Origin of the sequence: Paracidovorax valerianellae, assembly GCF_900102625.1 — a bacterium.
In the GTDB taxonomy this organism is placed as follows: domain Bacteria; phylum Pseudomonadota; class Gammaproteobacteria; order Burkholderiales; family Burkholderiaceae_C; genus Paracidovorax; species Paracidovorax valerianellae.
In genome coordinates, this window is record NZ_FMZC01000005.1 from 30,029 (window position 1) to 53,984 (window position 23,956).

22 protein-coding genes are annotated in these 23,956 nt (G+C 66.9%); 6 read left to right on the forward strand and 16 right to left on the reverse strand.

Annotated features, from left to right (window positions below; genetic code table 11):
- Window positions 1-17 precede the first annotated feature (17 nt).
- Window positions 18-1,061, forward strand: coding sequence for a VWA domain-containing protein (locus BLT03_RS10095; protein WP_092743163.1), 1,044 nt, complete (start codon window positions 18-20; stop codon window positions 1,059-1,061).
- Window positions 1,062-1,206: 145 nt separating this feature from the next.
- Here BLT03_RS10095 and BLT03_RS10100 read toward each other — a convergent pair whose 3' ends face one another.
- On the reverse strand, window positions 1,207-2,004 hold the full coding sequence (locus tag BLT03_RS10100; protein ID WP_092743166.1) for a Nif3-like dinuclear metal center hexameric protein: 798 nt from the start codon (window positions 2,002-2,004) through the stop codon (window positions 1,207-1,209).
- 445 nt (window positions 2,005-2,449) lie between these two features.
- Here BLT03_RS10100 and BLT03_RS10110 point away from each other — a divergent pair, with 445 nt between their 5' ends.
- Window positions 2,450-2,764 carry a hypothetical protein gene (locus BLT03_RS10110; RefSeq protein WP_092743170.1) on the forward strand — a complete coding sequence of 105 codons (315 nt, stop codon included), beginning with the start codon at window positions 2,450-2,452 and terminating at the stop codon, window positions 2,762-2,764.
- A gap of 35 nt (window positions 2,765-2,799) precedes the next feature.
- Here BLT03_RS10110 and BLT03_RS10115 read toward each other — a convergent pair whose 3' ends face one another.
- The 3 genes from BLT03_RS10115 to BLT03_RS10125 form a co-directional block, all read right to left on the reverse strand.
- On the reverse strand, window positions 2,800-3,309 hold the full coding sequence (locus tag BLT03_RS10115) for a hypothetical protein (RefSeq protein ID WP_092743172.1): 510 nt from the start codon (window positions 3,307-3,309) through the stop codon (window positions 2,800-2,802).
- Window positions 3,310-3,625: 316 nt separating this feature from the next.
- Window positions 3,626-4,033 (reverse strand): GFA family protein, encoded by a 408-nt coding sequence (locus BLT03_RS10120; RefSeq protein WP_092743174.1) that lies wholly within the window; start codon window positions 4,031-4,033, stop codon window positions 3,626-3,628.
- Between the two features lie 66 nt (window positions 4,034-4,099).
- On the reverse strand, window positions 4,100-5,422 hold the full coding sequence (locus BLT03_RS10125; RefSeq protein WP_092743176.1) for an MFS transporter: 1,323 nt from the start codon (window positions 5,420-5,422) through the stop codon (window positions 4,100-4,102).
- Between the two features lie 297 nt (window positions 5,423-5,719).
- Between BLT03_RS10125 and BLT03_RS10130 the strand changes: the two genes are divergently transcribed.
- Complete coding sequence (locus BLT03_RS10130) at window positions 5,720-6,883, forward strand: S1C family serine protease (RefSeq protein WP_092743178.1); 1,164 nt, start codon at window positions 5,720-5,722, stop codon at window positions 6,881-6,883.
- Window positions 6,884-7,288: 405 nt separating this feature from the next.
- Here BLT03_RS10130 and tatC read toward each other — a convergent pair whose 3' ends face one another.
- The 11 genes from tatC to BLT03_RS10185 form a co-directional block, all read right to left on the reverse strand.
- Window positions 7,289-8,080 (reverse strand): twin-arginine translocase subunit TatC, encoded by a 792-nt coding sequence (tatC, locus tag BLT03_RS10135; RefSeq protein WP_092743180.1) that lies wholly within the window; start codon window positions 8,078-8,080, stop codon window positions 7,289-7,291.
- A 57-nt stretch (window positions 8,081-8,137) separates the two neighbouring features.
- A complete protein-coding gene (gene tatB / locus BLT03_RS10140; RefSeq protein ID WP_092743182.1) occupies window positions 8,138-8,635 on the reverse strand; it encodes a Sec-independent protein translocase protein TatB in 498 nt (165 codons plus the stop codon).
- 40 nt (window positions 8,636-8,675) lie between these two features.
- Window positions 8,676-8,924, reverse strand: coding sequence for a Sec-independent protein translocase subunit TatA (gene tatA, locus BLT03_RS10145; RefSeq protein ID WP_092743184.1), 249 nt, complete (start codon window positions 8,922-8,924; stop codon window positions 8,676-8,678).
- Window positions 8,925-9,071: 147 nt separating this feature from the next.
- The gene (locus tag BLT03_RS10150) at window positions 9,072-9,431 is read right to left on the reverse strand and encodes a histidine triad nucleotide-binding protein (RefSeq protein ID WP_092743186.1); all 360 of its coding nucleotides are present in this window, start codon (window positions 9,429-9,431) and stop codon (window positions 9,072-9,074) included.
- A gap of 43 nt (window positions 9,432-9,474) precedes the next feature.
- Window positions 9,475-10,509 (reverse strand): patatin-like phospholipase family protein, encoded by a 1,035-nt coding sequence (locus BLT03_RS10155; protein WP_092743189.1) that lies wholly within the window; start codon window positions 10,507-10,509, stop codon window positions 9,475-9,477.
- Window positions 10,502-10,885 carry a DUF4870 family protein gene (locus BLT03_RS10160; RefSeq protein WP_092743191.1) on the reverse strand — a complete coding sequence of 128 codons (384 nt, stop codon included), beginning with the start codon at window positions 10,883-10,885 and terminating at the stop codon, window positions 10,502-10,504. The genes BLT03_RS10155 and BLT03_RS10160 overlap by 8 nt, the downstream gene beginning before the upstream one ends.
- Window positions 10,882-11,298, reverse strand: a complete 417-nt coding sequence (locus tag BLT03_RS10165; RefSeq protein WP_092743561.1) for a phosphoribosyl-ATP diphosphatase — start codon at window positions 11,296-11,298, stop codon at window positions 10,882-10,884. Before BLT03_RS10165 ends, BLT03_RS10160 begins: the two co-directional genes overlap by 4 nt.
- Before the next feature lie 11 nt (window positions 11,299-11,309).
- On the reverse strand, window positions 11,310-11,699 hold the full coding sequence (gene hisI / locus BLT03_RS10170; protein ID WP_245711321.1) for a phosphoribosyl-AMP cyclohydrolase: 390 nt from the start codon (window positions 11,697-11,699) through the stop codon (window positions 11,310-11,312).
- A 124-nt stretch (window positions 11,700-11,823) separates the two neighbouring features.
- Window positions 11,824-12,432: a hypothetical protein gene (locus BLT03_RS10175; protein ID WP_245711322.1), complete on the reverse strand. Its 609-nt coding sequence runs from the start codon at window positions 12,430-12,432 to the stop codon at window positions 11,824-11,826.
- Window positions 12,432-13,211 (reverse strand): imidazole glycerol phosphate synthase subunit HisF, encoded by a 780-nt coding sequence (gene hisF / locus BLT03_RS10180; RefSeq protein WP_092743195.1) that lies wholly within the window; start codon window positions 13,209-13,211, stop codon window positions 12,432-12,434. The genes BLT03_RS10175 and hisF overlap by 1 nt, the downstream gene beginning before the upstream one ends.
- An 85-nt stretch (window positions 13,212-13,296) precedes the next feature.
- Window positions 13,297-14,181 carry a D-hexose-6-phosphate mutarotase gene (locus BLT03_RS10185; protein WP_092743197.1) on the reverse strand — a complete coding sequence of 295 codons (885 nt, stop codon included), beginning with the start codon at window positions 14,179-14,181 and terminating at the stop codon, window positions 13,297-13,299.
- Window positions 14,182-14,329: 148 nt separating this feature from the next.
- On the opposite strand from BLT03_RS10185, the gene BLT03_RS10190 reads away from it, so the two are divergent.
- Window positions 14,330-15,658 carry a dicarboxylate/amino acid:cation symporter gene (locus BLT03_RS10190; protein WP_092743199.1) on the forward strand — a complete coding sequence of 443 codons (1,329 nt, stop codon included), beginning with the start codon at window positions 14,330-14,332 and terminating at the stop codon, window positions 15,656-15,658.
- 42 nt (window positions 15,659-15,700) lie between these two features.
- On the opposite strand, the gene galE is transcribed toward BLT03_RS10190, so the two are convergent.
- A complete protein-coding gene (gene galE, locus BLT03_RS10195) occupies window positions 15,701-16,708 on the reverse strand; it encodes a UDP-glucose 4-epimerase GalE (protein WP_092743201.1) in 1,008 nt (335 codons plus the stop codon).
- 366 nt (window positions 16,709-17,074) lie between these two features.
- Here galE and BLT03_RS10200 point away from each other — a divergent pair, with 366 nt between their 5' ends.
- The gene (locus tag BLT03_RS10200; protein WP_092743203.1) at window positions 17,075-19,963 is read left to right on the forward strand and encodes a bifunctional glycoside hydrolase/polysaccharide deacetylase family protein; all 2,889 of its coding nucleotides are present in this window, start codon (window positions 17,075-17,077) and stop codon (window positions 19,961-19,963) included.
- Window positions 19,923-23,939, forward strand: a complete 4,017-nt coding sequence (locus BLT03_RS10205) for a tetratricopeptide repeat protein (RefSeq protein WP_175537722.1) — start codon at window positions 19,923-19,925, stop codon at window positions 23,937-23,939. Before BLT03_RS10200 ends, BLT03_RS10205 begins: the two co-directional genes overlap by 41 nt.
- The last annotated feature ends 17 nt before the right edge of the window (window positions 23,940-23,956 follow it).

Below are 23,956 nucleotides of genomic sequence, written 5' to 3' on the forward strand. Positions count from 1 at the left end.
GTAGGAGCCGCTGCACCATGGTTTTCCTCTGGCCCTCGTTCCTCTGGCTGCTGCTGGTGCTGCCGGTGCTGGTGCTGCTCTATGCCTGGCTGCTGCGCCGCCGCCGCGCCACCGCCCTGCACTACCCCAGCCTGGGGCTCGTGCGCGAAGCGCTCGGCGGGCGCACCACCTGGCGGCGCCACGTTCCACCCGTGCTGTTCCTGCTGGGGCTGGCCGCGCTGCTGCTGGCGGCGGCCCGTCCGCTGGCCGTCATCACCCTGCCCTCGCAGCAGCAGACCATCATGCTGGCCATGGACGTCTCGGGCAGCATGCGCGCCGCCGACGTGCTGCCCGACCGCATCACCGCCGCGCAGAACGCCGCCAAGGCCTTCATCGCCGACCTGCCGCGCCACGTGCGCGTGGGCGTGGTCGCCTTCGCCGGCAGCGCCCAGCTGGCGCAGTTGCCCACGCAGAACCACGAAGACCTGGTGAAGGCCATCGACAGCTTCCAGCTGCAGCGCGGCACGGCGACAGGCAACGGCATCCTGCTGTCGCTGGCCACGCTGTTCCCCGACTCGGGCATCGACATTGCCGCTCTGGGCGGGCGGCAGACCATGCGCTCGCAGCCGATCGACGAAGTGGGCCGCGCCCAGGGCCGGAAGGCCTTCACGCCCGTGGCGCCAGGCTCGTACACCTCGGCCGCCATCATCATGCTCACCGACGGGCAACGCACCACGGGCGTGGACCCCCTGGAAGCCGCCCAATGGGCCGCCGACCGGGGCGTGCGCGTGTACACCGTCGGCGTGGGCACCGTGGCCGGCGAGACGATCGGTTTCGAAGGCTGGTCCATGCGCGTGCGCCTGGACGAAGACACGCTGAAGGCCGTGGCCCTGCGCACCAACGCCGAATACTTTCACGCCGCCACCGCCGCCGATCTGCAGAAGGTGTACGAAACGCTCAGCTCGCGCCTGACCGTGGAGAAGAAGGAAACCGAGGTGTCCGCCCTGCTCGCGCTGGCCGGCGCCGTGCTCATGCTGCTGGCCGCGGTGCTGTCGGTCTGGTGGTACGGGCGGGTGATGTAGCCGGACGGCAGCCCGGGATGCGCTGGCGCCGGGGCGGTTCAAGCCTTTCAGGCCTCCAGCGCAATCATCACTAGGGAGTACTGCTATTTATTTGATAGCAATCCACTTCCCTCAGGCGCTTTAACGTTTTCACGCTTTCACAGCGTCACGCCGGGTTGTCGATCTCGATGAACCGGTGCGCGATGCCCAGCTGCGCGGCCACCCGCTTAGCCACGGCCGGTGCGCCGTAGCGCTCGGTGGCATGGTGGCCCGCCGCGATGAAGGCCACGCCCGTCTCGCGCGCCAGATGGGCCTGCGGCTCTGAAATCTCGCCCGTGATGAAGGCGTCGGCCCTGGCGGCGATCGCCCCCTCGAAGTACCCCTGCGCTCCGCCCGTGCACCAGGCCAGGCGGGCGATGGGGCGTGGCTCGGGCTGCACCAGCGTCACCGAGCGGCCGAGCACGCTCTCCACATGCCGGGCCAGGGCCTGCGCATCGGCGAATTGCGCGGGGCCGGCAAATCCCAGATCCTGCTCGCCGAACCGCGCATCGGCCGCCACGCCCAGCACGCGGCCCAGTTGCGCGTTGTTGCCCAGTTCGGGGTGCGCATCCAGCGGCAGGTGGTAGGCGAACAGGCTGATGTCGTGCGCCAGCAGCCGCTGCAGCCGCTGCTTCATCCAGCCCGTCACGCGGCCGTCCTGTCCGCGCCAGAACAGGCCATGGTGCACGAAGATCGCATCGGCCCCGTCCTCGATGGCCGCATCGATCAGCGCACGGCTGGCGGTCACGCCGCTCACCAGTCGGGCGATGCGGTCCTTGCCCTCCACCTGCAGCCCGTTGGGGCCGTAGTCCTTGAAGCGCTCGGGCTGCAGCAGCGTGTCGAACGCGCGCTGCAGGTCTTGCCGGGAAACCCCGGGGGTAGCGGCCGTGGTGTCGTGGGAGGGGGAAGCGATGGGGCTGGTCATGGAACGATTGTGGCTTCGATTTCACCGCCCGGCCATCGGCCAGCTTGCGGCAGGCGCAGCGCCAGATGCGCAGCCCAGCCGCATTGCCCGAGATCAATGGCGTGCTCTCTACAATCCGCCCTGTTGGTGATCGCGGCGTAAGTCAGCTTGGTCGCGCCGACCGAAAACAGCCTTGCCGTGGACGCCCTTGTTCAAGGTTTGCTGCAGAGGAAGACTGTGCCCATCGAGTCACCGGCCGCCACCACCGCAGCCGGGTGGGCGATACCGCCGCAAGAGTACCGCGTGCCGGGCTTCCAGAGCGGGCCCTGCAACCATGCCGACGCCGGGCTGGTCTGACGCACCTGCGCAACGAACAGAAACGGCTGGACTTGCGCAAGTTGGATGCACGGTCGAAGCCGGGAAAGCGCCATCTCTTTTATGGGCCCAGTCAGCGCAGAAATTCCTAATGACACCCGTCCAGTACGTATCGGATCTTTTCAAGCCACCGCCACTCCAGTGGGGACTTCGCGGCGATCCGTATCTTTGGCAAGAGATGGCAGAAGTGCTCGTAGGTATCCCTTTGCCATCGGGCGAGAGGCCACTCAATGCATTGCTTGAAGCGACTTTCGAGCGCCTGGTCGGTTCGCCGTTGGACGAGACAGCATCCTCTGTATTTGTCGAACGCTACAGCCATGGAGGCATGTCGTCCGGCCAAGTCAGCATCGGCTTCTGGCGTGAGACCGGCTTTCCGCTGTTGAGGTCTCGCCATGCCGGGAGCTGACCATTCAATCAGGTCAGACATGCTGGTGTGCTTCTTCAGAGAACAGGCTCATTGCGAAGTCGCCCCTCGACCTGCTCAGCCGCCATTTGCAGCCTGAGCATTCTTTCAAGCGCAGGGGACGGAGACGACGGCTCTGGCATCCTGAAAAGCCCGAATGCGTTTCGACCCATTTGAAGGGGCGTGATGAGGATTCCCCAAGGAATCCCCCACCAGCCGAGCAATAAAGAGAACGCCGTATCGCCGAGCCTCTTCTTGACGCCGCAGCGCTTGCAGCACACGGTCGGGCGGCTGGACCAGGAGGTCATCACCAGCGCGGACCAGACCCGGTAGGAAACGTGCACGTCCACTGGACCAGCGCCTTTGCATTTCGGGCAGTTCCCAAGGTGGACCATTCGCACGAACGGGTCCACTTGGTGCGATGGCAACTGGCTCGCGACGCTGGCGAGCACGCCGCGTTGCTCACATTGGGCATTGCAGAATCGCGCTTCCCCTTGGCGCTTTCCGCCGAACAAAATGGTTGAACTGCAAAACGCGCATTTGGCCATCGGTTTCTCTCTTCTTTCGACTGTTGTAGTGATTTTTAGGCGCCTGATCCAGCATCGAACGACGCTTCATGGCCGCCGCCAGAAAGTGATCTGGCGGGAGCATTCAGGAGCCATTGATTTGTCGGCCAAATGTAGCCTGTCGCGAAGGAGGCGCCGCCGGCGACATGCAGTGGTGCCTGCCCCGCCCTTCAGCAATGGGGTAGTGACCAGCCAAAGCTCTGCGGCCTGGCGGGCCCGACTTCCGCCCTGTGTCTTGAGAAGCCCGAGGCCAAAAGTACAAAAACTGCTCTGGAGCAGTTCAGTGGCTGAGCCCTGGCTAAGGCTGCCCTTCAAAAGACTTGACGCCGTCGGGCAGTGCAACCCATTCATGGCGTCGTTTTGTCCAGATCTGGCGCTGCGGTGTGCCGAGTTCCTGCCGTTGCCTGACCGTGCCGATTCGCAATGAATAGGCCTGCGGATCGGTCACATCGCACGCATACAGCGAACTGCCGCACACCTCGCAAAACGCAAGGACGCGCTGGTTTCCACTGGCCGCCGTCTTGATGTATGTGCGAGGCGTGCCCTTCACGAGCACGAAACTGGATGCGGGCGCGGCGATGTTGGCGCGAAAGGCCGACCCCGATTGAGCCTGGCAATCGTTGCAGTGGCAGACGGTTGCCGTGCCGGGCTGTACTTCCGCCTGGTATTCGATCGCGCCGCAGTAGCACGCACCTTCGATCTTCATCGTCTGCTCCTAGGGTTTTGCTGGCCTCGTCGTTGACTGTAGCCCGTCAATGGCAGGCTTGGCGCATCAGGCCTTGGCCGCAGGCTGCCAGCCACGAGAGGCCAGCGGTACGAAGCCCAGCGCGAAACCGAGCACGCCCATGGCCGCCACGTAATGGGCATTGGCAAGCACGTCGTGCTGCTGCCACAGCGTGATGAGGATGGGCGTGATGCCGCCGAACACGGCATAGGCCATGTTGTACGAGAAGGACAGGCCGGTGAAGCGCACCTCGGGCGGGAACGCACGCACGCCCACGATGGGCAGCAGGGCGATGGAGCCCACGAACAGGCCGATCAGCCCGTAATGGAACACCAGCGAAGCGGGTGTGCCCGGCAGGCCGGTGTAGAACAGGTAGGTGGTCACGACCAGCCCGCCCCAGCCCACCAGCATGACCGGGCGCGTGCCGAAGCGGTCAGTGGCCCAGCCGACGATGACGCAGCCGATGGTGAGGGTGAGCGTGGCCACGGCGTTGGCTTCCAGCGCCAGCGTGGCGGGAATGTGGAACACCTTCTGCAGATAGGTGGGCGTGATGAGCACCACGACCACGATGGCGGTGGAGAGCACCCAGGTCATCAGGGCCACGAGCAGCATGGCGCCGCGGTGGTCGCGCAGCACGGTCTTGACCGGCAGTTCGCGCGCCACGGCGCGGCGGGCGGCCAACTCCTGGAAGACCGGTGTTTCGTGCAGAAAGCGCCGCAGGTACACCGACACCAAGCCGAACACGCCGCCCAGGATGAACGGAATGCGCCACGCGAACTCCTGCACCTCGGCAGGCGCATAGCTGCGGTTGATGCCGATCGCGACCAGCGAGCCGAGCAGGATGCCGCCCGTGATGCCGGCGGTGAGCGTGCCCACGCCCAGCCCGTAGCGATTGGCGGGCACGTGCTCGGCCACGAACACCCAGGCGCCGGGCATTTCGCCACCGATGGCAGCGCCCTGCAGCACGCGCATGGCCAGCAGCAGCAGCGGTGCCGCCACGCCGATGCTGGCGTAGGTGGGCAACAGGCCGATGACCAGCGTGGGCACGGCCATGAGGAAGATCGACAGCGTGAACATGCGCTTGCGGCCGAGCTTGTCGCCGAAGTGGGCGATCACGATGCCGCCCACGGGCCGGGCCAGGTAGCCGGCGGCGAAGATGCCGAAGGTCTGCAATTGGCGCAGCCAGTCGGGCATGTCGGCGGGAAAGAACAGCCCGCCCAGCACGGCGGCGAAAAACACGTAGATGACGAAGTCGTAGAACTCGAGCGTGCCGCCGAGGGCGGACAGGCCGAGCGTCTGGTAGTCGTGGCGGGTGAGCGGGCGGCGGGGCGCGGCGCCAGTGGGGCCGGCGGCGGGAGAAGTGGAGGTCATGGGCAGGTTCCGGGGAAATCGATGGCAGGACTGCGCGGCACCGCGGTGGCGGTTCGCGGCCGACGTTCAGCAGGCATTTCCGGATGGGGCGTGTCGCAGGCGGCGGGGCCGGTGGGCCCGGCCGCGAAAAAGAACGGGCAAGGGAGCGCGGTGGCAGACGCGCAATTTTAAGGGTTTGCCCTGAGGGAGCGGCCCATGGGGCTGACCCCGGGCTGACGGCCCAGGGGGCTTGTTCGTGCAGGGTGCGGCCCAAAGTGGCGACAATCGCCCTTCCCCCGGTTTTCACTCCAGACCACCATGAAGCGCTTTTGGCTGCTGTTTTCCCAGACCGTGACGGTACTCGTCGCCGCCTACTTCGTCGTCGTAACCCTCCAGCCGGACTGGCTGCGGCGTGGCGCGACGCGCAGCAGCGCAGGGGTGGCCCTGATCGAGGCGCCGAGCACCCCCGCCGCACCCCCTGCCCCCGGCAGCTTCGCTGCGGCGGCGCGCAAGGCCGCGCCGGCGGTAGTCAGCATCAACACCAGCAAGGCCGTGCGCCACCCGCGCAGCAACGACCCGTGGTTCCAGTTCTTCTTCGGCGACCAGGGCACGCAGGCGCAGACCGGGCTGGGCAGCGGCGTGATCATCAGCACGGACGGCTACATCCTCACCAACAACCACGTGGTCGAGGGCGCGGATGAGATCGAGGTCACGCTGACCGACAGCCGCCGCGCACGCGCCACCGTGATCGGCACCGACCCGGACACTGACCTGGCCATCCTGAAAGTGCAACTGGACAAGCTGCCCGTGATCGTGCTGGGCAACTCCGACCAGCTGGCCGTGGGCGACCATGTGCTGGCCATCGGCAACCCCTTCGGCGTGGGGCAGACCGTGACCAGCGGCATCGTGAGCGCACTGGGCCGCAGCCAACTGGGCATCAACACGTTCGAGAACTTCATCCAGACCGACGCGGCCATCAACCCCGGCAACTCCGGTGGCGCGCTGGTGGACGTGAACGGCAACCTGATGGGCATCAACACCGCGATCTACTCGCGCTCGGGTGGCAGCATGGGCATCGGCTTTGCCATTCCGGTGTCCACCGCCAAGCTGGTGCTGGACGGCATCGTGAAGGACGGGCAGGTCACGCGCGGCTGGATCGGCGTGGAGCCGAACGAGCTGTCGCCCGAACTGGCCCAGACCTTCGGTGTGAAGGCTTCCGAAGGCGTGATCATCACCGGCGTGCTGCAGGACGGCCCCGCCGCCCGTGCCGGCATGCGTCCGGGCGATGTGATCGTGCAGGTCGAGGACAAGCCGACAGCCAGCGTCTCCGCCCTGCTCACCGCCGTAGCATCGCTGAAGCCGGGCACGCCGGCCACGTTCCAACTGCAGCGCGGCGATTCGCGGGTGGAGTTGGAAGTGGTGCCGGGCACCCGCCCCCGGCCGCAGCGCGCGCAGCAGGTGCCTCAACAGCAGCAGCGCTGAGAGATCGAGAAAGCAGCGCGGAAAGGGCCCGCACTTCCCCGCGGGGTACCGCTCTCATTTTCGTGATCGCGCTTTCGTGATCGCGCAGAGCTCAACACCGGCGATCCCAGGGTGGAAGCTCAAGGACTGAAGTGGGCCGCTTGTGTCTTGCTGCCCACCCGTGCGGTGGACGGCAATCGACAGATGCGCTGCCCGCGCTCAAGCCGGGCGCTCTGAGCCGGCTCGGGCTGGGCAGGAGTCGTGCGGCGACAGGGCCGAGCCGCAGAACGTCGCGGCTTTCGTCGCCGGCAAGGAATGCGCAGCAAAGGTCCTGGACAAAACCGCACGCCAGGATGTTGGGGCATGCATCAAATTGCGGCACGAGGAAAGATCGCCCTCACGCCACAAAAGACCTCATCCCGCCTTTCAGGTCGGCTCTTGTGCCTGCTCATCCTCAGGCGCCTTGGTATGGCGGATGAAGATTTGAGCGGCCCAGATGCCCAGTTCGTACAGCAGGCACATCGGCACGGCCAGGGCCAGTTGCGACACCACGTCCGGGGGCGTGACCACGGCGGCGATGATGAAAGCCAGCACGATGAAATAGCCGCGGAAACCCTTGAGCTTTTCCACGCTGACGATGCCCATGCGTGCCAGCACGATCACCACGATGGGCACCTCGAACGAGAGGCCGAACGCCAGGAACATGGTGAGCACGAAGCTCAGGTACGCCTCGATGTCAGGCGCCGCCGTGATGCTTTTGGGGGCAAAGCTCTGGATGAAAGCGAACACCTGGCCGAAGACGAAGAAGTAGCAAAACGCCACGCCCACCAGAAACAGCAGCGTGCTGGAGACCACCAGCGGCAGCACCAGCTTCTTCTCGTGCGAGTACAGGCCCGGCGCCACGAAGGCCCACACCTGCCAGAGCACCACCGGCAACGCGACCAGGAAGGCCGACATCAGCAAAATCTTGAGCGGCACCATGAATGGCGAGATCACCGACGTGGCGATCAGCGTGGCGCCCTTGGGCAGGTGCGCCACCAGCGGCGCGGCCAGCAGGTCGTACAGCGCGCCGGGGCCGGGGTACAGGAACAGGATGCCCGCGGCGATGCCGATGGCGATCAGCGCCTTGACCAGACGGTCGCGCAGCTCCATGAGGTGCTGCACGAAAGGCTGCTCGGTGCCGGCCAGCTCGTCTTCTTTAGTGGGGATTTCGGACATGGTGCAGGTGGGGCGGGCATTGCACCCGCGCGGGTGGCTGCGCGGGGTGCGCAGCCATCAATGGAATTTCTGGGGCCGGAACCGGGCCACGCGCGCCGCGCCCGACAGGGCCTTGGTGCGCACGCCGCTGCGGGCTTTGTACCACTGCGGCGTGGCGCCACGCTTGAGGCGCCAGTTCTTGCCGGGGTGCTTGTACGCGGGCACCACGGTAGATTCGCCCAGTGCGTCGTACGGCAGGCCGGCATCGGCGTCGCCGGACGTGCTGCCAGAGGTGCCGGCGAGGTCGTTGTTCCAGTCTTTTTCGAAGTCGCTGGCGCTGGTATGGATGGTCTGGTGCACGTCGCGGGCGGCGCCTTCCATCGTTTCCTTCATCTTGCGCAGCTCATCCAGTTCCATGGAACGGTTGACCTCGGACTTGACGTCGGCGACGTAGCGCTGCGCCTTGCCCAGCAGCGTCCCGACGGTGCGCGCCACGCGTGGCAGCTTTTCGGGGCCGATGACGATGAGCGCCACGGCGCCGATGAGCGCCATTTTGGACAAACCAATATCAATCATGGAAGCAGTACCGGCCCGTGGGCTTTTTCATGCCGCCGTCTCAGCCCTTGTGCTTGGCTTCGACGTCGATGGTGGTGCCCTTGGGATCTGCGGCGGTGTTGTTGATGACCTGCCCCGTGGGAGGCGTGCCTGGCGGCGTGTCGGTGGCGGAACCGTCCTTCATGCCGTCCTTGAAGCCCTTGACGGCGCCGCCCAGATCGGAGCCCATGTTCTTGAGCTTCTTCGTGCCGAACACCATCACCACGATCAGCAGCACGATCAGCCAGTGCCAGATGGAAAACGAACCCATGACAATCTCCTAACGAATACAGACCATTCTAGACCCGCCGCATGACGGGGAAGTTCATACCCCTGCGGCGCGCGGAGGTGTGGCTGCGGCGATGCCCGCCCGGGCCACACAACCGCCGCCGCACGGCGCCTTGAAGCAGCGCCTCGATCAGCCCTTGAGCCAGGGGCGGGGGCCGCCCAGAACGTGGATGTGCAGGTGGTGCACCTCCTGCCCGCCCTCGGTGCCGGTGTTCACCACGATGCGGAAACCGCCGTCCGGATAAGGGTTGCAGCCCTGCTCGGCGGCCAGCCGGGGCGCCAGCACCATCATGCGGCCCAGCACGCCGGCATGCGCTTCGGTCACGCCGGCCATGGAGTGCACGTGCAGCTTGGGCACCATCAGAAAGTGCACGGGCGCGTGGGGGTGGATGTCGTGGAAGGCGAAGATTTCTTCGTCCTCATAGACCTTTTTGGACGGTATCTGGCCCGCGATGATCTTGCAGAAAAGACAGTTCGGATCGTGCTGCATGGTGGGGTCGGAGGAAAAGGGGCGCCGCCGTGGCGCCGCCGGGTCAGGCATTGTCTGCGATGTTCACCGTGGGGCGCACGCCCACGTCGGCATGGTGGGCCTTGATCCATCCCTGGCCGGCGATGCGGCCCAGTTCGAACAACTGGCGGATGAACGAGAGGTCGGCGCGTGTCTTGCTGGACGCGCCCATTGGTGCCAGCACCGAGCCGCCGTCGATGCGGTGCATGCGCACGCTCTTGTAGCGCTGCGCGTCCAGCTTGCCCTCGGCCAGCAGGCGCCGCACGAACTCGATCGCGCGCATCTCGGCCAGCAGGCTGGCGTTGAAGGTGACCTCGTTCATGCGCTCCATGATCTCGGAGGCCGTGTCGGGCACCTCGGCGTGTTCGATGGGGTTGATCTGCACGAGCAGAATGTCGCTGCACTCGGTCTTGTAGATCAGCGGGTGCAGCGCGGGGTTGCCGGAATAGCCGCCGTCCCAGTAGTGCTCGGTGCCGATCTGCACGGCCTTGAACATGAGCGGCAGGCACGCCGAGGCCATGACCGCATCGGCGCTCAAGGCCTTGCCGGAGAAGATTTCGCCGCGCCCGGTGCGCACGTTGGTGGCGCACACGAAAACGCGCGGGTGGCGGGCCGCGCTGAGCACGTCGAAGTCGACCTCGCGCTCCAGCAGGCGGCGCAGCGGGTTGATGTCCAGCGGATTGGTCTGGTAGGGCGAGAGCCACTGCGACATCATCCCGAGGAACGGGCTGGAGGCCAGCGGCACACCCCACAGCAGGCTGCCCATGGTGCCGACACCCTCCCACAGCCGCTTGAGCGTCTCGCGGGCGAGTTCGCAGCCGGCGCGGTGCACTTCGTCGGCGCCACCGTGCCGGTGGGCCTTGGCCGCCTGCGCGAAGCCGTGCGCCAGCGCCACGGCATTCATGGCCCCGGCGCTGGTGCCGCTGATGCCGTCGAACACGAAGCGGCCGTCTTCCAGCAGCGCATCGAGCACGCCCCAGGTCAGCGCCCCGTGGGAGCCCCCGCCCTGCAGGGCGAGGTTCAGCCGCAGCGGCGCCGCGCGGGCGGCGCCCTCAGACATCGAGCGCCTGGCCCTTGTTCATCGCCACCATGCCCCGCACGATGCGGTACAGGAACCAGATGGAGATCAGCCCCCAGGCGATCCAGCCCGGCGCGATGAACAGCAGCCACAGCGGCGCGGTCAGCACGTACAGCACGCCAGCCCAGAGCACGGTGCGGATGCGGTAGGAGAAATGGCTGGCCTGCCAGGTGCCGTCGGCATCACTCTTCTTGACCAGGTCAATGACCAGGGCGATCAATAGCAGCACCGCGCCCGGCTGCGCGCCGGGAATGACGGCGCCCACGGCGACGATGAGGTGCAGGATGTAGCTGATCCACCCCACCGTCTTGAGCGATTCGGCCCGCTCGTTCGGTTCCACGTCGATGATGTCGCTCACGGGGTCGCTCCTTCGTCGTTGGCGCGGGCAATGGCCTTGCGCAGGGATTTTTCCTCGATGCCGCTGGTGCCTTCGCGGCGCTCCAGCTCGGCCACCACGTCGGCCGGTGTGAGGCCGTAGTGCGCCAGGGCGATCATGGAATGGAACCACAGATCGGCCACCTCGTACACGAGTTTGGACGGGTCGGCGCCATGGTCCACGTCCTTGGCGGCCATGACCACTTCGGTGGCTTCTTCGCCGATCTTTTTGAGGAAAGCGTCAGGCCCCTTGTGCAGCAGCCGCGCCACGTAGCTTTTATCGGCATCTCCGCCATGGGCGGGCTTTCGGCTTTCGATGACGGCGGCCAGGCGCGCGAGCGCGTCTTCGGACGGGCGGGCCGCAGGGGCCTCCAGATCGGCGAGAGGAATGGTCATGCGCATTACCGTTATTTGTAGATGGACTCGGGGTCTTTCAAGACCGGATCGACGGCCTGCCAGGCGCCATCCTTGAGCACGCTGAAAAAGCAGCTGTGGCGCCCGGTGTGGCAGGCGATGCCGGGCTCGTGGCCCAGCTGCGTCACCTTGAGCAGCACGACGTCGTTGTCGCAGTCCAGGCGGATCTCGTGCACCGTCTGGACGTGGCCCGATTCCTCGCCCTTGAACCAGAGCTTGCCGCGCGACCGGCTGAAATACACGGCACGCCCCAGTTCCGCCGTCTTGGCCAGGGCCTCGCGGTCCATCCACGCGAACATGAGCACATCGCCCGTGGCCGCTTCCTGCGCGATGGCGGGCACCAGGCCCTGCGCATCCCATTTCACTTCGTTGAGCCAGTTCATGGAGTCATTCTCGGTCATTTGCTGCACTGCGGCATTTGGGGTGGTTTGCTATGATTTTTATAGCTATACACCCTAGTCTTTATTGCGCTGGAGGCCATTTTCATGCACAGCCCCAGCGCCTTCGTCATTGCACCGTCAGGAAGACCCACTTGCGGTCCCAGTTGGCACGGCCCAGGTATTTGATGGCGAAGGCGTAGCGGCCGGGGGGCAGCGTGTCCTGCGTGAGCGTCTCCTGCTGCACCACGGCCGGGCGGCCGCCGATGCGCACGTCCGGGCTGGCGACGTGCTCGGTTTCGCTCTCCAGGTCCTGGCCGTCGAGGGCGTACACCGTCACGTCGGCTTCCTCGCGCGGCTCGCCGACGTATGCGCGACCGAAATCGTTAGCGACGGTTTCCACGTCGAGCGCTGCGGCGCGTCCCAGCGGACGGCGCACGATCCAGTACACGTCGCGCACACCGCCGTTCAGCGCGCGCAGCTGCGTGCGCAGGCGCTCGAACTCTTCCCGGGTGGCGATCACCTCGACCGGCTGGCCGCCGATGGTGGCGTCAAAGCAGCGGCCGATGCGGTCCACGCACGGCGCGCGGTCGAAATAGCCCGAGGCATACGACGGGGCCGGCGTGGCGCCCGCATTGCGCGGGACTTGTGCGCAGCCCGCCAGTGCGGCGGCGAAAAGAACGGTACAGACCGCCGCAATGCGCGTGCGGGCCCGGCTGCGGGCTTCGATGCGGGCCATCACAGGCGCACCGGAATGCCACGCTCGGCCATGCGCGATTTCGCCTGGCCGACGGTGTATTCGCCGTAATGGAAGATGCTGGCAGCCAGCACGGCATCCGCCCCGCCCTGCTGCACGCCGTCGGCCAGGTGATCGAGGTTGCCGACGCCGCCCGAGGCGATCACCGGCACGCTCACCGCGTCGCTCACGGCGCGCGTCAGCTGCAGGTCGAATCCGGACTTGGTGCCGTCGCGGTCCATGCTGGTGAGCAGGATTTCGCCCGCCCCGCGCCGCGCCATCTCGGTGGCCCATTCGACGGCGTCGAGGCCAGTGTTCTTGCGGCCGCCGTGGCTGTACACGTCCCAGCCTTCACCGCGCGCCTGCAGGTCGTCGCCCTGACGGCGCTTGGCGTCGATGGCCACCACGATGCACTGGGCGCCGTACTTGGCGGAGGCCGCGCTGATGACCTCGGGGTTGGCGATGGCCGCGGAGTTGAAGCTCGTCTTGTCGGCGCCAGCGTTCAGCAGACGGCGCACGTCTTCGACCGTGCGCACGCCCCCGCCCACCGTCAGCGGAATGAAGACCTGGCTGGCCACGGCTTCGATGATGGGCAGGATCAGGTCGCGCCCATCGCTGGTGGCGGTGATGTCGAGGAAGGTGAGCTCATCGGCGCCCTGGCCGTTGTAGCGTGCGGCGATCTCGACGGGGTCGCCCGCGTCGCGCAGTTCGACGAAGTTGACGCCCTTGACCACGCGGCCACCGGTCACGTCGAGGCAGGGAATGATGCGTTTGGCGAGCATGGAGGTTCCGGAAAAAGAAAGCGGCTGAGGCCGTAAAACGATTGAGGCAGTGGTAACGGTGATGGCGGTGGAACCGGAGCCGTGCTCAGGCGGCACCCAGGCGCTGCCAGCCGGACCACTCGGCACCGGGCTCCAGGTGCACGGGCTGGTCGATGCAGGCCGCTTCGACGCACACCATGTTCCGGTAGCCGTCGGCGGGCATGTCGGGCAACGTGGCGCAGAGCGCGGCGCCGGGGTTCCAGACGACCGTGTTGATCCACGACGGGCTTTGCGCGAGCGTCAAGGCATGGTCGCCCGCGTGCAGCCGCAGGGGCTGGGCCGCCGCCGAAAAGATGGAGTCGTATTCGCCGTCGAACGCCACGGGGCCTTGCTGGACCGAATGCACGTCGGCCACCGAATCCCAGCGCGCGCAGCCGTCGAGCCCCTCCACCCGGGTGGCGGCGATGTCGCTCACGCGGTAGTAGCCGTGCAGCGCGGCGGTGAAATCCCAGGCCGTGGTGCCGGTGTTGCGCACCGACAGATCCAGCCGCAGGTGTTCGGCGGACAGCTCCACGGTCAGGCGGGCGGCGAAACCATGCGGCCACCAGGCACGGGTTTCGGCGGTGTCGTCCAGTGCGAACACCGCGCGGACCACGCCGGCATCGGCAGCGTCGTTGCCGTCGCCATCGCTGCTGCTCTCCACATGCCAGGGCAGGTTGCGCACGAAGCCGTGCTTGGCCAGGGGGCCGCGCTGGTTGAACTGGGGAAAGCACACGGGAATGCCGCCGCGGATGGGGGAGTGGCCGTCCAGCCGGGCGCGCGGGCTGAAGTACATGCGCTCGGCGCCGTCGCGGCCGGTCCAGGAGAGCACCTGGGCCCCCTGCAGCGCCACGGTGGCGGTCTCGCCGGTGGGCAGGGCCAGCTGCAGCGCAGGCTGGCCGTGGAAAGACAGGGGGCGCACGGACGGCGGCGCGGGCAGGTTGGCAGGCATGCGGCGATTGTAGAAGCGCAGGGCCGGCGGACAGGCCGTTCCGTCGGTAACGGACCCCCGCCCGGGATGCCGCACAATCGCGGGTTTTCCCCAAATTGGTGCAGCCCTGTCCGCCTTGCGAGGACGTCCCGGCAGCGCCCATTCACCCATGCCATCCCAAAAAAGAAAGCTCCCGCCCGCGGTCGGCATCATCATCGCCATGGTGCTGGGCATCGTGATCGGCCACCTGATCCACGCCAACGTGCTGGAGCCACAAGAGGCGGCGCGCATCGCGGGCTACATCTCCATCGGCTCCGACGTGTTCCTGCGCCTCATCAAGATGCTGATCGCGCCCCTGGTGTTTTCCACGCTGGTCGTGGGCATTGCGCACATGGGCGATGCCGCATCGGTGGGCCGGGTGTTCGCCAAGGCCATGGGCTGGTTCCTGACCGCGTCGCTGGTGTCGCTGCTGCTCGGCCTGGTGCTGGCCAACGTGCTGCAGCCCGGCGCCAACATGGGGCTGGCGCTGCCGGACGCTTCGCAGTCCGCACAACTGGCGACCTCGAAATTCACGCTCAAGGATTTCGTGAACCACCTGGTGCCGCGCTCGTTCGTCGAGGCCATGGCCAACAACGAGATTCTGCAGATCGTGGTGTTCTCGATGTTCTTCGGCGTGGCGCTGGCCGCGCTGGGCGAGAAGGCCCGCACACTGGTGCGCGGCATCGAAGAGCTGTCGCACGTGATGCTGAAGATCACCGGCTACGTGATGAAGTTCGCCCCGGTGGCCGTGCTGGCGGCCATGGCGGCCACGGTGGCGGTGAACGGGCTGGGCATCTTGCTGAAGTTCGCGGTGTTCATGGGCGACTTCTACCTGGCGCTGTTCATCCTGTGGGGCGTGCTCGTCCTGGCCGGCTACCTGGCGCTGGGCAAGCGCATCGTGGTGCTGCTGCGCAACATCCGCGAGGCATTCCTGCTGTCGTTCGCCACGGCCAGTTCCGAGGCCGCCTACCCCAAGCTGCTGGACGCGCTGGACCGGTTCGGCGTCGAGCGCCGCATCTCCAGCTTCGTGATGCCGATGGGCTATTCGTTCAACCTCGACGGCTCGATGATCTACTGCACGTTCGCCACGCTGTTCATCGCGCAGGCCTACGGCATTCACCTGCCGCTGGAGACGCAGGTGACCATGCTGCTCATCCTGATGCTGACCTCCAAGGGCATGGCCGGCGTGCCGCGCGCCTCGCTCGTGGTGATTGCCGCCACGCTGAACCACTTCGACATTCCCGAAGCGGGGCTGCTGCTGATCCTGGGCGTGGACACCTTCCTCGACATGGGACGCTCGGCGACCAATGCGGTGGGCAATTCAATCGCCGCCGCAGTGGTGGCCAAGTGGGAAGGCGCGCTGCTGTCCGAAGAAGAGGCCGCCGTGCACGCCGCCACGCTGGACACCGAGCCCGATCCACCGCACGGCGGCGCAGCCAACGCACAGAACCCGGCCTGAGCCAGGCCCGTCAGGGCCTATGGCCGGCCGGCGGCGGCCTCGTCAGAGCGAGCGCGCCGCGCCGTCCTGCCAGCGCCAGGCGTCGGCGCACATGCGGTCCAGCCCGTGGTGGGCCTTCCAGCCCAGAAGCCGCTCGGCCAGCGCCGGGTCGGCCCAGCACTGGGCCACGTCGCCCGGGCGGCGGGCCACTACCCGGTAAGGCACCGGCCGGCCACTCGCCTGCTCGAAGCCGCGCACCATCTCCAGCACCGACACAGGCCGGCCCGTGCCCAGATTCACCGTGAGCAGCCCAGGGTGCTCGCGCAGGTAGCGCAGCGCGGCCACATGGCCGTCGGCCAGGTCGCTCACGTGGATGTAGTCGCGCACGCCAGTGCCGTCGGGCGTGGGGTAGTCGTCGCCGTAGACGCTCAGGCTCTCCCGCAGGCCGACGGCGACCTGGGCCACGTAGGGCAGCAGGTTGTTGGGCACGTCCTGCGGGTCTTCGCCGATCAGGCCGCTTTCATGAGCCCCCACGGGGTTGAAGTAGCGCAGGCGGGCGATGCGCCACTGGCCGGGTTCGGCCGTGTCCACATCGGCCAGCACCTGCTCCATCATCAGCTTGGTCCAGCCATAGGGGTTGGTGGCCGACAGTGGAAAGTCCTCGCGGATCGGCACCGTAGCGGGCTCGCCATACACGGTGGCCGAGGAAGAAAACACCAGCGACCGCACGCCCGCGGCCTGCATGGCGCGCAGCAGCACGACCGTGCCGGAGACGTTGTTGTCGTAGTAGTCGAGCGGCTTGCGCACCGATTCGCCCACCGCCTTGAGCGCTGCGAAATGCACCACCGCTTCGATGGGGTGATCTGCGAAGACACGGGCCAGCAACGCCTCGTCGCGGATGTCGCCCTCGACGTACTGGGGTGCGGCGCCCGTGATGCGGGCCATGCGCTCCAGCACCGAGCGCCGGCTGTTGCAGAAGTTGTCCAGGATGAGATAGGGAATGCCGGCTGCCGCCAGCGCCACGCAAGTGTGGGAGCCGATGAAGCCGGCACCGCCTGTGACGAGGATCACGAAATTCTCCTTTTGAAACCGAATGGCCCGCCGCTGCGTATCCCTCCCGGGCTGCGCGCGGGAGAGGTCTTTCTCGCACCCGGAATCATGAAATCAGCCAATGCGTCAACCCCTTGGACCGCAAGTGTTCCGGTATTTAAACCCGGGACCGTCTTCGGTGTGAAATATGGACATATGAAAGCTATTGTGTCGATTGTTTTTATTAATACGGAGGTGTATCCACCTCCCGTTTCCACGTCAATGTGTCTATAAGTAGCGAAGTCCCCAAGGAAGAGCCTTGCTTCCACGAACGCAGACATCAGTGATCCGAACGAGATCACCTGCGAACGAATTGTTTCCACCGACCGATTTCCAATACCCAACGCCGTGCATTCCACGTTACGCCTGTTGTTTTTGAGCCTATTTCTGGCCCTGCCGGCCTGGGGCGCGCCTTCGCCAGCCGTGGCCCTGCATTACGGGCAGAACGCGCCGCTGTCGGAACTGAAGGTGTTCGACATCGTCGTCGTGGAGCCGGGCCATGGGCAGGACCCGGTCGCCTACCGCAAAAGCGGCAGTGAGCTGTATGGCTACGTGTCGGTGGCAGAGGTGCAGGCCTCGCGGCCTTACTACCAGGACATTCCCGCGGCCTGGAAGTTGGCGCGCAACGGCGCGTGGAATTCCGAGGTGATCGACCAGACCCCGGCCGACTGGCCCGAGTTCTTCGCGACGCGGGTGGTCGGGCCGCTGTGGGAAAAGGGCTACCGCGGGTTTTTCATGGACACGCTCGATTCCTACCGGCTCGCCAACCAGTTCGACGAGGCGGCGCAACAGGCAGGCATCGTCCGCGTGATCGAACTGCTGCACCAGCGCTTTCCCGGCATCAAGCTCATCCTGAACCGAGGCTTCGAGATCGTGCCGCGCGTCAAGGACAAGATCCAGATGGTCGCGGCCGAGTCGCTCTACCAGGGCTGGAACGCCGGCACCCAGCGCTACGAGCCCGTCAAGGCGGAAGACCGCGAATGGCTGATGGGCCAGCTGCGCACGATCCGCGAGCGCGACGGCCTGCCGGTGCTGGCCATCGACTACGTGCCGCCGGCCGACCGTGAACTGACCCGCGCCACGGCGCAGAAGATCAAGGACCTGGGCTTCATTCCCTGGGTGACGGATAGCCAGGTGCTCACCGTCGGCGTGGGGAGCATCGAAGTCGTGCCGCGCCGGGTGCTGGTGGTCTATTACGGCGGCGAGAGCCCGGCGCTGAACTACGCTGCGGCCCACCGCTTCCTGCAGATGCCGCTCAACCACATGGGTTACGTGGTGGACTATGCCGACGTGCGCAACGAACTGCCCGCTGGCGTTTATCAGGACCGTTATGCCGGCATCGTGACGTGGTTCTCCGGCTTTCTGCCGGAAACCCGCACCAAGGCCATGAACCAGTGGCTGCAGGCGCGGCTGGCCGAGGGAACGCCTTTGGCCGTGCTCGGCAATTTCGGCTTTGCGCTGGACCGGCAACTGAACGAAAAACTCGGCATTCAGGGCAACGCCACGCCGCCGCGCGGCACGCAGAAATCCGTGGTGCAGGACCCGATGATGGGGTTCGAGATGGCGGTGGAGCCAGCCAGCCGGGCCCAGTTCGAGCGGGTGACGCGCAACGGCGTGCCGATTCAGGCGGGGCGCTCCCTGGTCGAGTACAAGGACCAGCGCGGACAGTCTTTCATCGGCGGCGCGATCATGGCCTGGGGCGGCTTCGTGGTGGACCCTTTCGTGGTGGTGGAGGTGCCGGGTACCGACTACGCGCGCTGGGTGATCGATCCCTTCGCCTTTCTCACGCAGGCGCTGCGACTGCCCCCCATTCCCGTGCCGGACGTGACCACCGAAAATGGCCGCCGGCTGATGTTCTCGCACGTGGACGGTGACGGTTTCCCGTCCCTGGCCGAACTGCCCGGCAGCCCCAACGCGGGCCTGGTGCTGCTCAAGGAAGTGTTCGAAAAATACCGCACGGTGCCGCAGACCATGTCGGTGATCGAGGCCGAGATCGCACCGCACGGCCTGCACCCCGAGATGAGCAAGGAGCTGGAAGACATCGCGCGGCGCATGTTCCGCCTGCCCCATGTCGAGATCGCCAGCCACACCTACTCGCACCCCTTCCTGTGGGACCGGAGCGTGCGCCACGGGCTGTTCAGCGAGAACTCGGAAGCGGCCATGAGCCTGGACGTGCCCGGCTACACCATGGATCTGAAGCGCGAGATCGTGGGCTCGACCGACTACATCAACTCCCGCCTGGCTCCACCGGACAAGAAGGTCAAGATCCTGCTGTGGTCGGGCGACACGGCGCCGGGCGCCGAAGCGCTGGAGATCACCGAGCGCGCAGGGCTGCTCAACATGAATGGCGGCGACACCTCGATCACGCGCACCAATCCGTCGCTCACGGCAGTGGGCGCCCACGGCATCCAGAAGAGCGGCTACCTGCAGGTGTACGCCCCGATCACCAACGAGAACATCTACACCAACCTCTGGCGCGGGCCGTATTACGGCTACGAGCAGGTGCTGCAAAGCTTCGAGATGACGGAAACGCCCCGGCGCATCAAGCCCGTGGACATCTACTACCACGTGTATTCCACCACCAAGCGCGCCGGCCTCAACGTGCTGCGCAAGGTGTACGACTGGGCCGTGGCCCAGCCGCTGCACCCGGTGTTCGCCTCCGAATTCATCCGCAAGGTGCGCGACTTTCACACCTATGCGGTGGCTCGCGACGGCGCAGGCTGGCGCGTGCGTGGCGATGGCGAACTGCGCACCCTGCGCCTGCCGCCCGCTCTGGGCACGCCGCTGGTCCAGGCCAGCCAGGGCGTGGCCGGCTACCGCGGCGGCGCGGAAGGCACCTACGTGCACCTGACCGGCGGCACGGCATGGGTACAGATGCGTGAAGACGGCAGCGGCGCCGGCGCAGCAGCCCCTGCGGTATCGGCCTCAACAGCCTCAGCGGCGGCACCGACGCCCACGAAAACGGCGAGCCCCGGCCCCCAGGGTCCTTACCTGTTCGATGCCAACGGCCGCATCGGCGACTGGAGCGTGCGCGACCAGGGCGCGCGCACCGAATTCACCCTGAAGGCCCACGCGCCGCTGGCGTTCAGCCTGGCCGCCGCCGGCAACTGCCAGGTGCGCGCCAACCAGAAATTGCTCACCCCCACGCGGGCGGCCGTCCAGGCCGGTCCGGACGTTCAACAATTCCGGATCGCCGATGCTGCTGCGCAAATCCAGCTCCAGTGCCCAGCCCGCTGAGCGCCCCGTCCTGGCGCCTTCGTGGCTGATCGCCCTGCTGGCCAGCATGGTCGGCGGCGGACTGTGGCTGCTCTACCCCCGGCAGGATCTGGAACGGCGGCTGTCCGAAACCACCGACACGGCGCTGTCGGTCGCCTACCTCACCAATCTGCTGCGCAGCGACCCCGACAACCCGCGCCTGCGGCTGCTGCTGGCCCAGCGCCAGATTGCCCTGGGCGAGATGGCGGATGCCCGGGCCACGTTGCAGCCTGCCCTGGACTCCTCCGATCCGCAACTGCACCGCGACGCGCTGTGGAGCCTGTGGGACCTGTCGTATGCCGAGTACCAGCGCACGCCCGAGAAGGAAACCGAACGCCGCAAATCGCAGCGTGAAGGGCTCAAGCGGCAGTTGAAAGTTCTGGCCCAGGAAAAGTGGCCCGCCGACCGGCAGCTGATGCTGGCACGCCGCGCCGCCGAAATGGAAGACCGGGCGACCGGCGTCGCCATGAGTCGCCAGTTGGCCCAGGAAGCCAGCGATCCGCGCGAAGCGGCAAAACTCTACGAACGCGCCGCCAAGGAAGCGCTGGGCACGGGCGACTACTTCGGCAGCGCCGAGCTGTACCTGCTGGCGCGCCAGGTCACGCCCGACCCGCAGCAGGCCAAGGACTTCTATCTGGCAGCGGTGCGCACCCTGCAATCGGGCAACCAGGCAGTGGCTGCACTGGCGTTGGCCGAGCGAGAGATCGGCCCCCTGGCCGACGATCCACAAACGCTGCTGATGATCACCAACCTGGCCCGCGCCGCCGGCAAGCCGGCCGTGGCTGACCGCTACGTACGGCGCCTGCTGCGCATCTCGCTCGGACGCCAGATCACCGGTCAGGCCGACACTTTTGCGCAGGCCGATGCCGATGCGGGAGCCGGGGCCATGCTGCCCGTGGGCGCCCTGCTGCGCCCCATGGGCAGCGCGCGCCCCGTCGCCCCACCGCAGCGCCGATACGACGACGGTGCCGATTGGCTGGTGCCCCCGTGGCTGCGCATGCAGACGCCCCATCCGGCGCTGGCTGGGCCATGGCGTGTGCAGCGCATGGCGGGCCCTTCCGCAACCCCTGCGGCAAGCGCGCCGGCAGCGCGGCCCGTTCCGCGCAACGTGCCCCCGCCCGGCCTGCCCTTCGACGACAAGATCTACACGCTGGGCTACGAGGTCTTTTTGGAAAACCGCAAGCTGGACGATGCCTGGGCTTTGGCCAATGCCGCCGTGCAACAGCAGCCACAGGACTTGGCCTGGCGCGAGCGGCTGGCGCAGGTGTCCGAATGGACGCAGCGCCCCGGCCCCGCGCTGGAAAACTGGCTGTTCATCGCCCGGCAGACCCAAAAGGAAACCGCGTGGCAGGCCGTGCTGCGCCTGGCGCCCGGCCAGTTCGACGATGGCGCGCTGGTGCAGGCGCTGCGCCACCAGTTGCGCAGCCGCCCCGACGATTTCACGCTGGTGCGGGCGCTGGTGGATGCCTATGAGCGCATCGGCGAGCCCCAGCCCGCCATCGACTACTTGAAAGACCACGCCAAGAGCCCGCAGGCGGTGGAATTGCTGGCCAACTTGGCTGAGCGCGCCGGCCAGCCCACGTTGGCGCTCGACAACTGGCGCAGGCTGTTGAGCGACAAGGCGCAGGTCACCCCCACCCGTGCCATGCGGGCAGCGGTGCTCGCCCTCACCCACGGCCGGCCCGACGAGGGCTTGAAATGGCTGGAAACGGCGCAGCAGCAGCAACTGCCGCCGCAGGACATGGAAACCGACTTCTGGCGGCTCACAGGCCAACTGGCCGAGAGCCGCGAGCGCAACGACCTGGCCGTGCAGGCCTACCGCCGCTTGGTGGAAACCAAAGGCACCGATGTGTCGGACTTCGATGCCCTGGTGCGGCTGCTCATCACCGACCAACCATTGGAAGCCGCCCGCGTATCGGTACTGGCGTGGCAGCGGTTCGACGAGCCGCGCTATCTGGTCGAAGCCTTGTCGTTGTACTCAGGCCGCAGCCGGTGGGAGGCGTTTGGCCCCCTCCTCGCCCAGCTGGACACCAGCCCCACGGCGACCAAGCGGTCGCTCGCCCGCTTCTGGCAACTGCCCGAGTTTTTGCGGCTGGCCGGCACCTACTACCAGAACACCGGCAACTTGCCCGAGGCACGCCGGCACTTCGAAGCCGGTCTGCGGCTGAGCCCCGATTCGTCGGAAATGCGCCAAGCGCTGATGTGGCTGTTCATCGACAGCAACGACGCTGTTTCGCTGCGCACGCTGCTGGCCACGCAGGAGCGCAGCTGGGCGCGCGACAGCGACGTGCACGACGCGCTGGCGGCGGCCTACCAGGCCCTGTCGCTGCCACAGGTGGCGCTGGACCGTTACCTCACGCCGCACCTGAAGGAGCATCAGGACGACTTCCTGTGGCTCATGAACTATGCCGACGCGCTGGACCAGAACCAGCAGTCCGACCGCTCATGGCGACTGCGCCGCGAACTGCTGTCGCGCGAATGGAAGTCGGTGCGCAAGGGCGACGGCGGCGCGTTGCTCACCCCCGCGCAGGCCCGCAAGCGCTGGCTGACCGAAGAGGGACTGGACCAGACACGGCGCATCGCCCGCACCCGGCTGTTCCTCACGCAAAAGCCCGGCGACCCGTCGGTCGACGTGCTGCGCGAGTTGCTGCGCCTGGACCGCGATGCCCAGGGCAACATGTCCAACGCAGCGGCCGAAACGGCCATCGGCTGGCTGCAGGATGCCGGCGAATACACGGCCGAGCGCGGCTTTCTGTGGCACCAGTACGCGCGCAGCCGCGGCGTGCGCAGCAATCGGCCACTGTGGGCCGAGATCACCGTGGCGCTGGCCGAAGACGACAAGTCGGCCACCGGCCAATTGCTGCAGGAGTTCGACGAACGCCTGCCCCGCTACGACCGCGTGAACGCGGCGCGCGCGGTGAACGACATCCGCCTCGCACAGACCGCCGCGTTCGACGCCCAGCAGGACCAGCACGACGACCAGCCCCTGCACCTGCAGCTCACCGAAAGCCTGCTGGCCTTCAGCGACCATGCGGGCACCAAGCTGCAGTACCAGCAACTGGGCGGCATGGACGAGAGCGAGTCCGATGCGGTGTTCCACATCGCAATCAGCCCGCGGCTGGCGATGGACGTGAACTTCATCAGCATCCGCCGGCACGCCACCAGCGCGCTGGTGGTGCGCAATCCGCCTGACGAACGGGCGCTGGACGTGCAGGTGCGCTGGCGGCATCCCGATGGCGAAACCATGTTCCGCGCGGGGCGCCGCGAGAGTTTTCTGGCCTACACGCCGCTGCAGGTCGAGCACGAGCAGCGCATCGACAACCGCCTGACCTTGCGCATGGAACTGGGCATGCAGCTGCCCAGCCAGGAGAGCCTGGCGCTGCGCATCGCCGGCATGAAGGACCGTGCCGGCGCCAGCCTGCGCTACCAGGCCACGCGGCAGGACCAGTTCACCATCGGCTACGCCGACGAGCGCTACACGCTGCAGACCGGCGCCTCCCTGGGCAGCGGCCGGCACACCTCGATCAACTACACGCACACCTACCGGCAGGAGACGCCACTGCTGGAGTTCGGCGCCTTCTGGTCGCACCACGACTTCACCCGGCGCGACCTCAATACGCTCGCGCCGCGGGACCTGGAAGTGCGCCGCTACGTGCCGGCGAACGCCGGGCCGCTGGGGCAGGACTTCTTCCTGCCGGAGAGCTTCAGCTTCTACGGCCTGCAGGTGTCCACCAACATGCGCTACGAGCAGGAGTACACCCGTGCCCTGCTGCCCTTCGCCACGGCGAGCCGCACCTGGCACAGCGTGCTCGGCCCCGGCTACGAATTGCGCCTGGGCATGGCCGGCAGCGTGCTCGGCGCGGACCACCTGGGCCTGAGCTGGGGCGTGGGCAAGTCGGGCCTTCAGTTGCAAGGCCTCACGCGCTCCCTGCTGTTCACCTACCGTCTCCATTTCTGATGTCGCCTTCAAAGGAA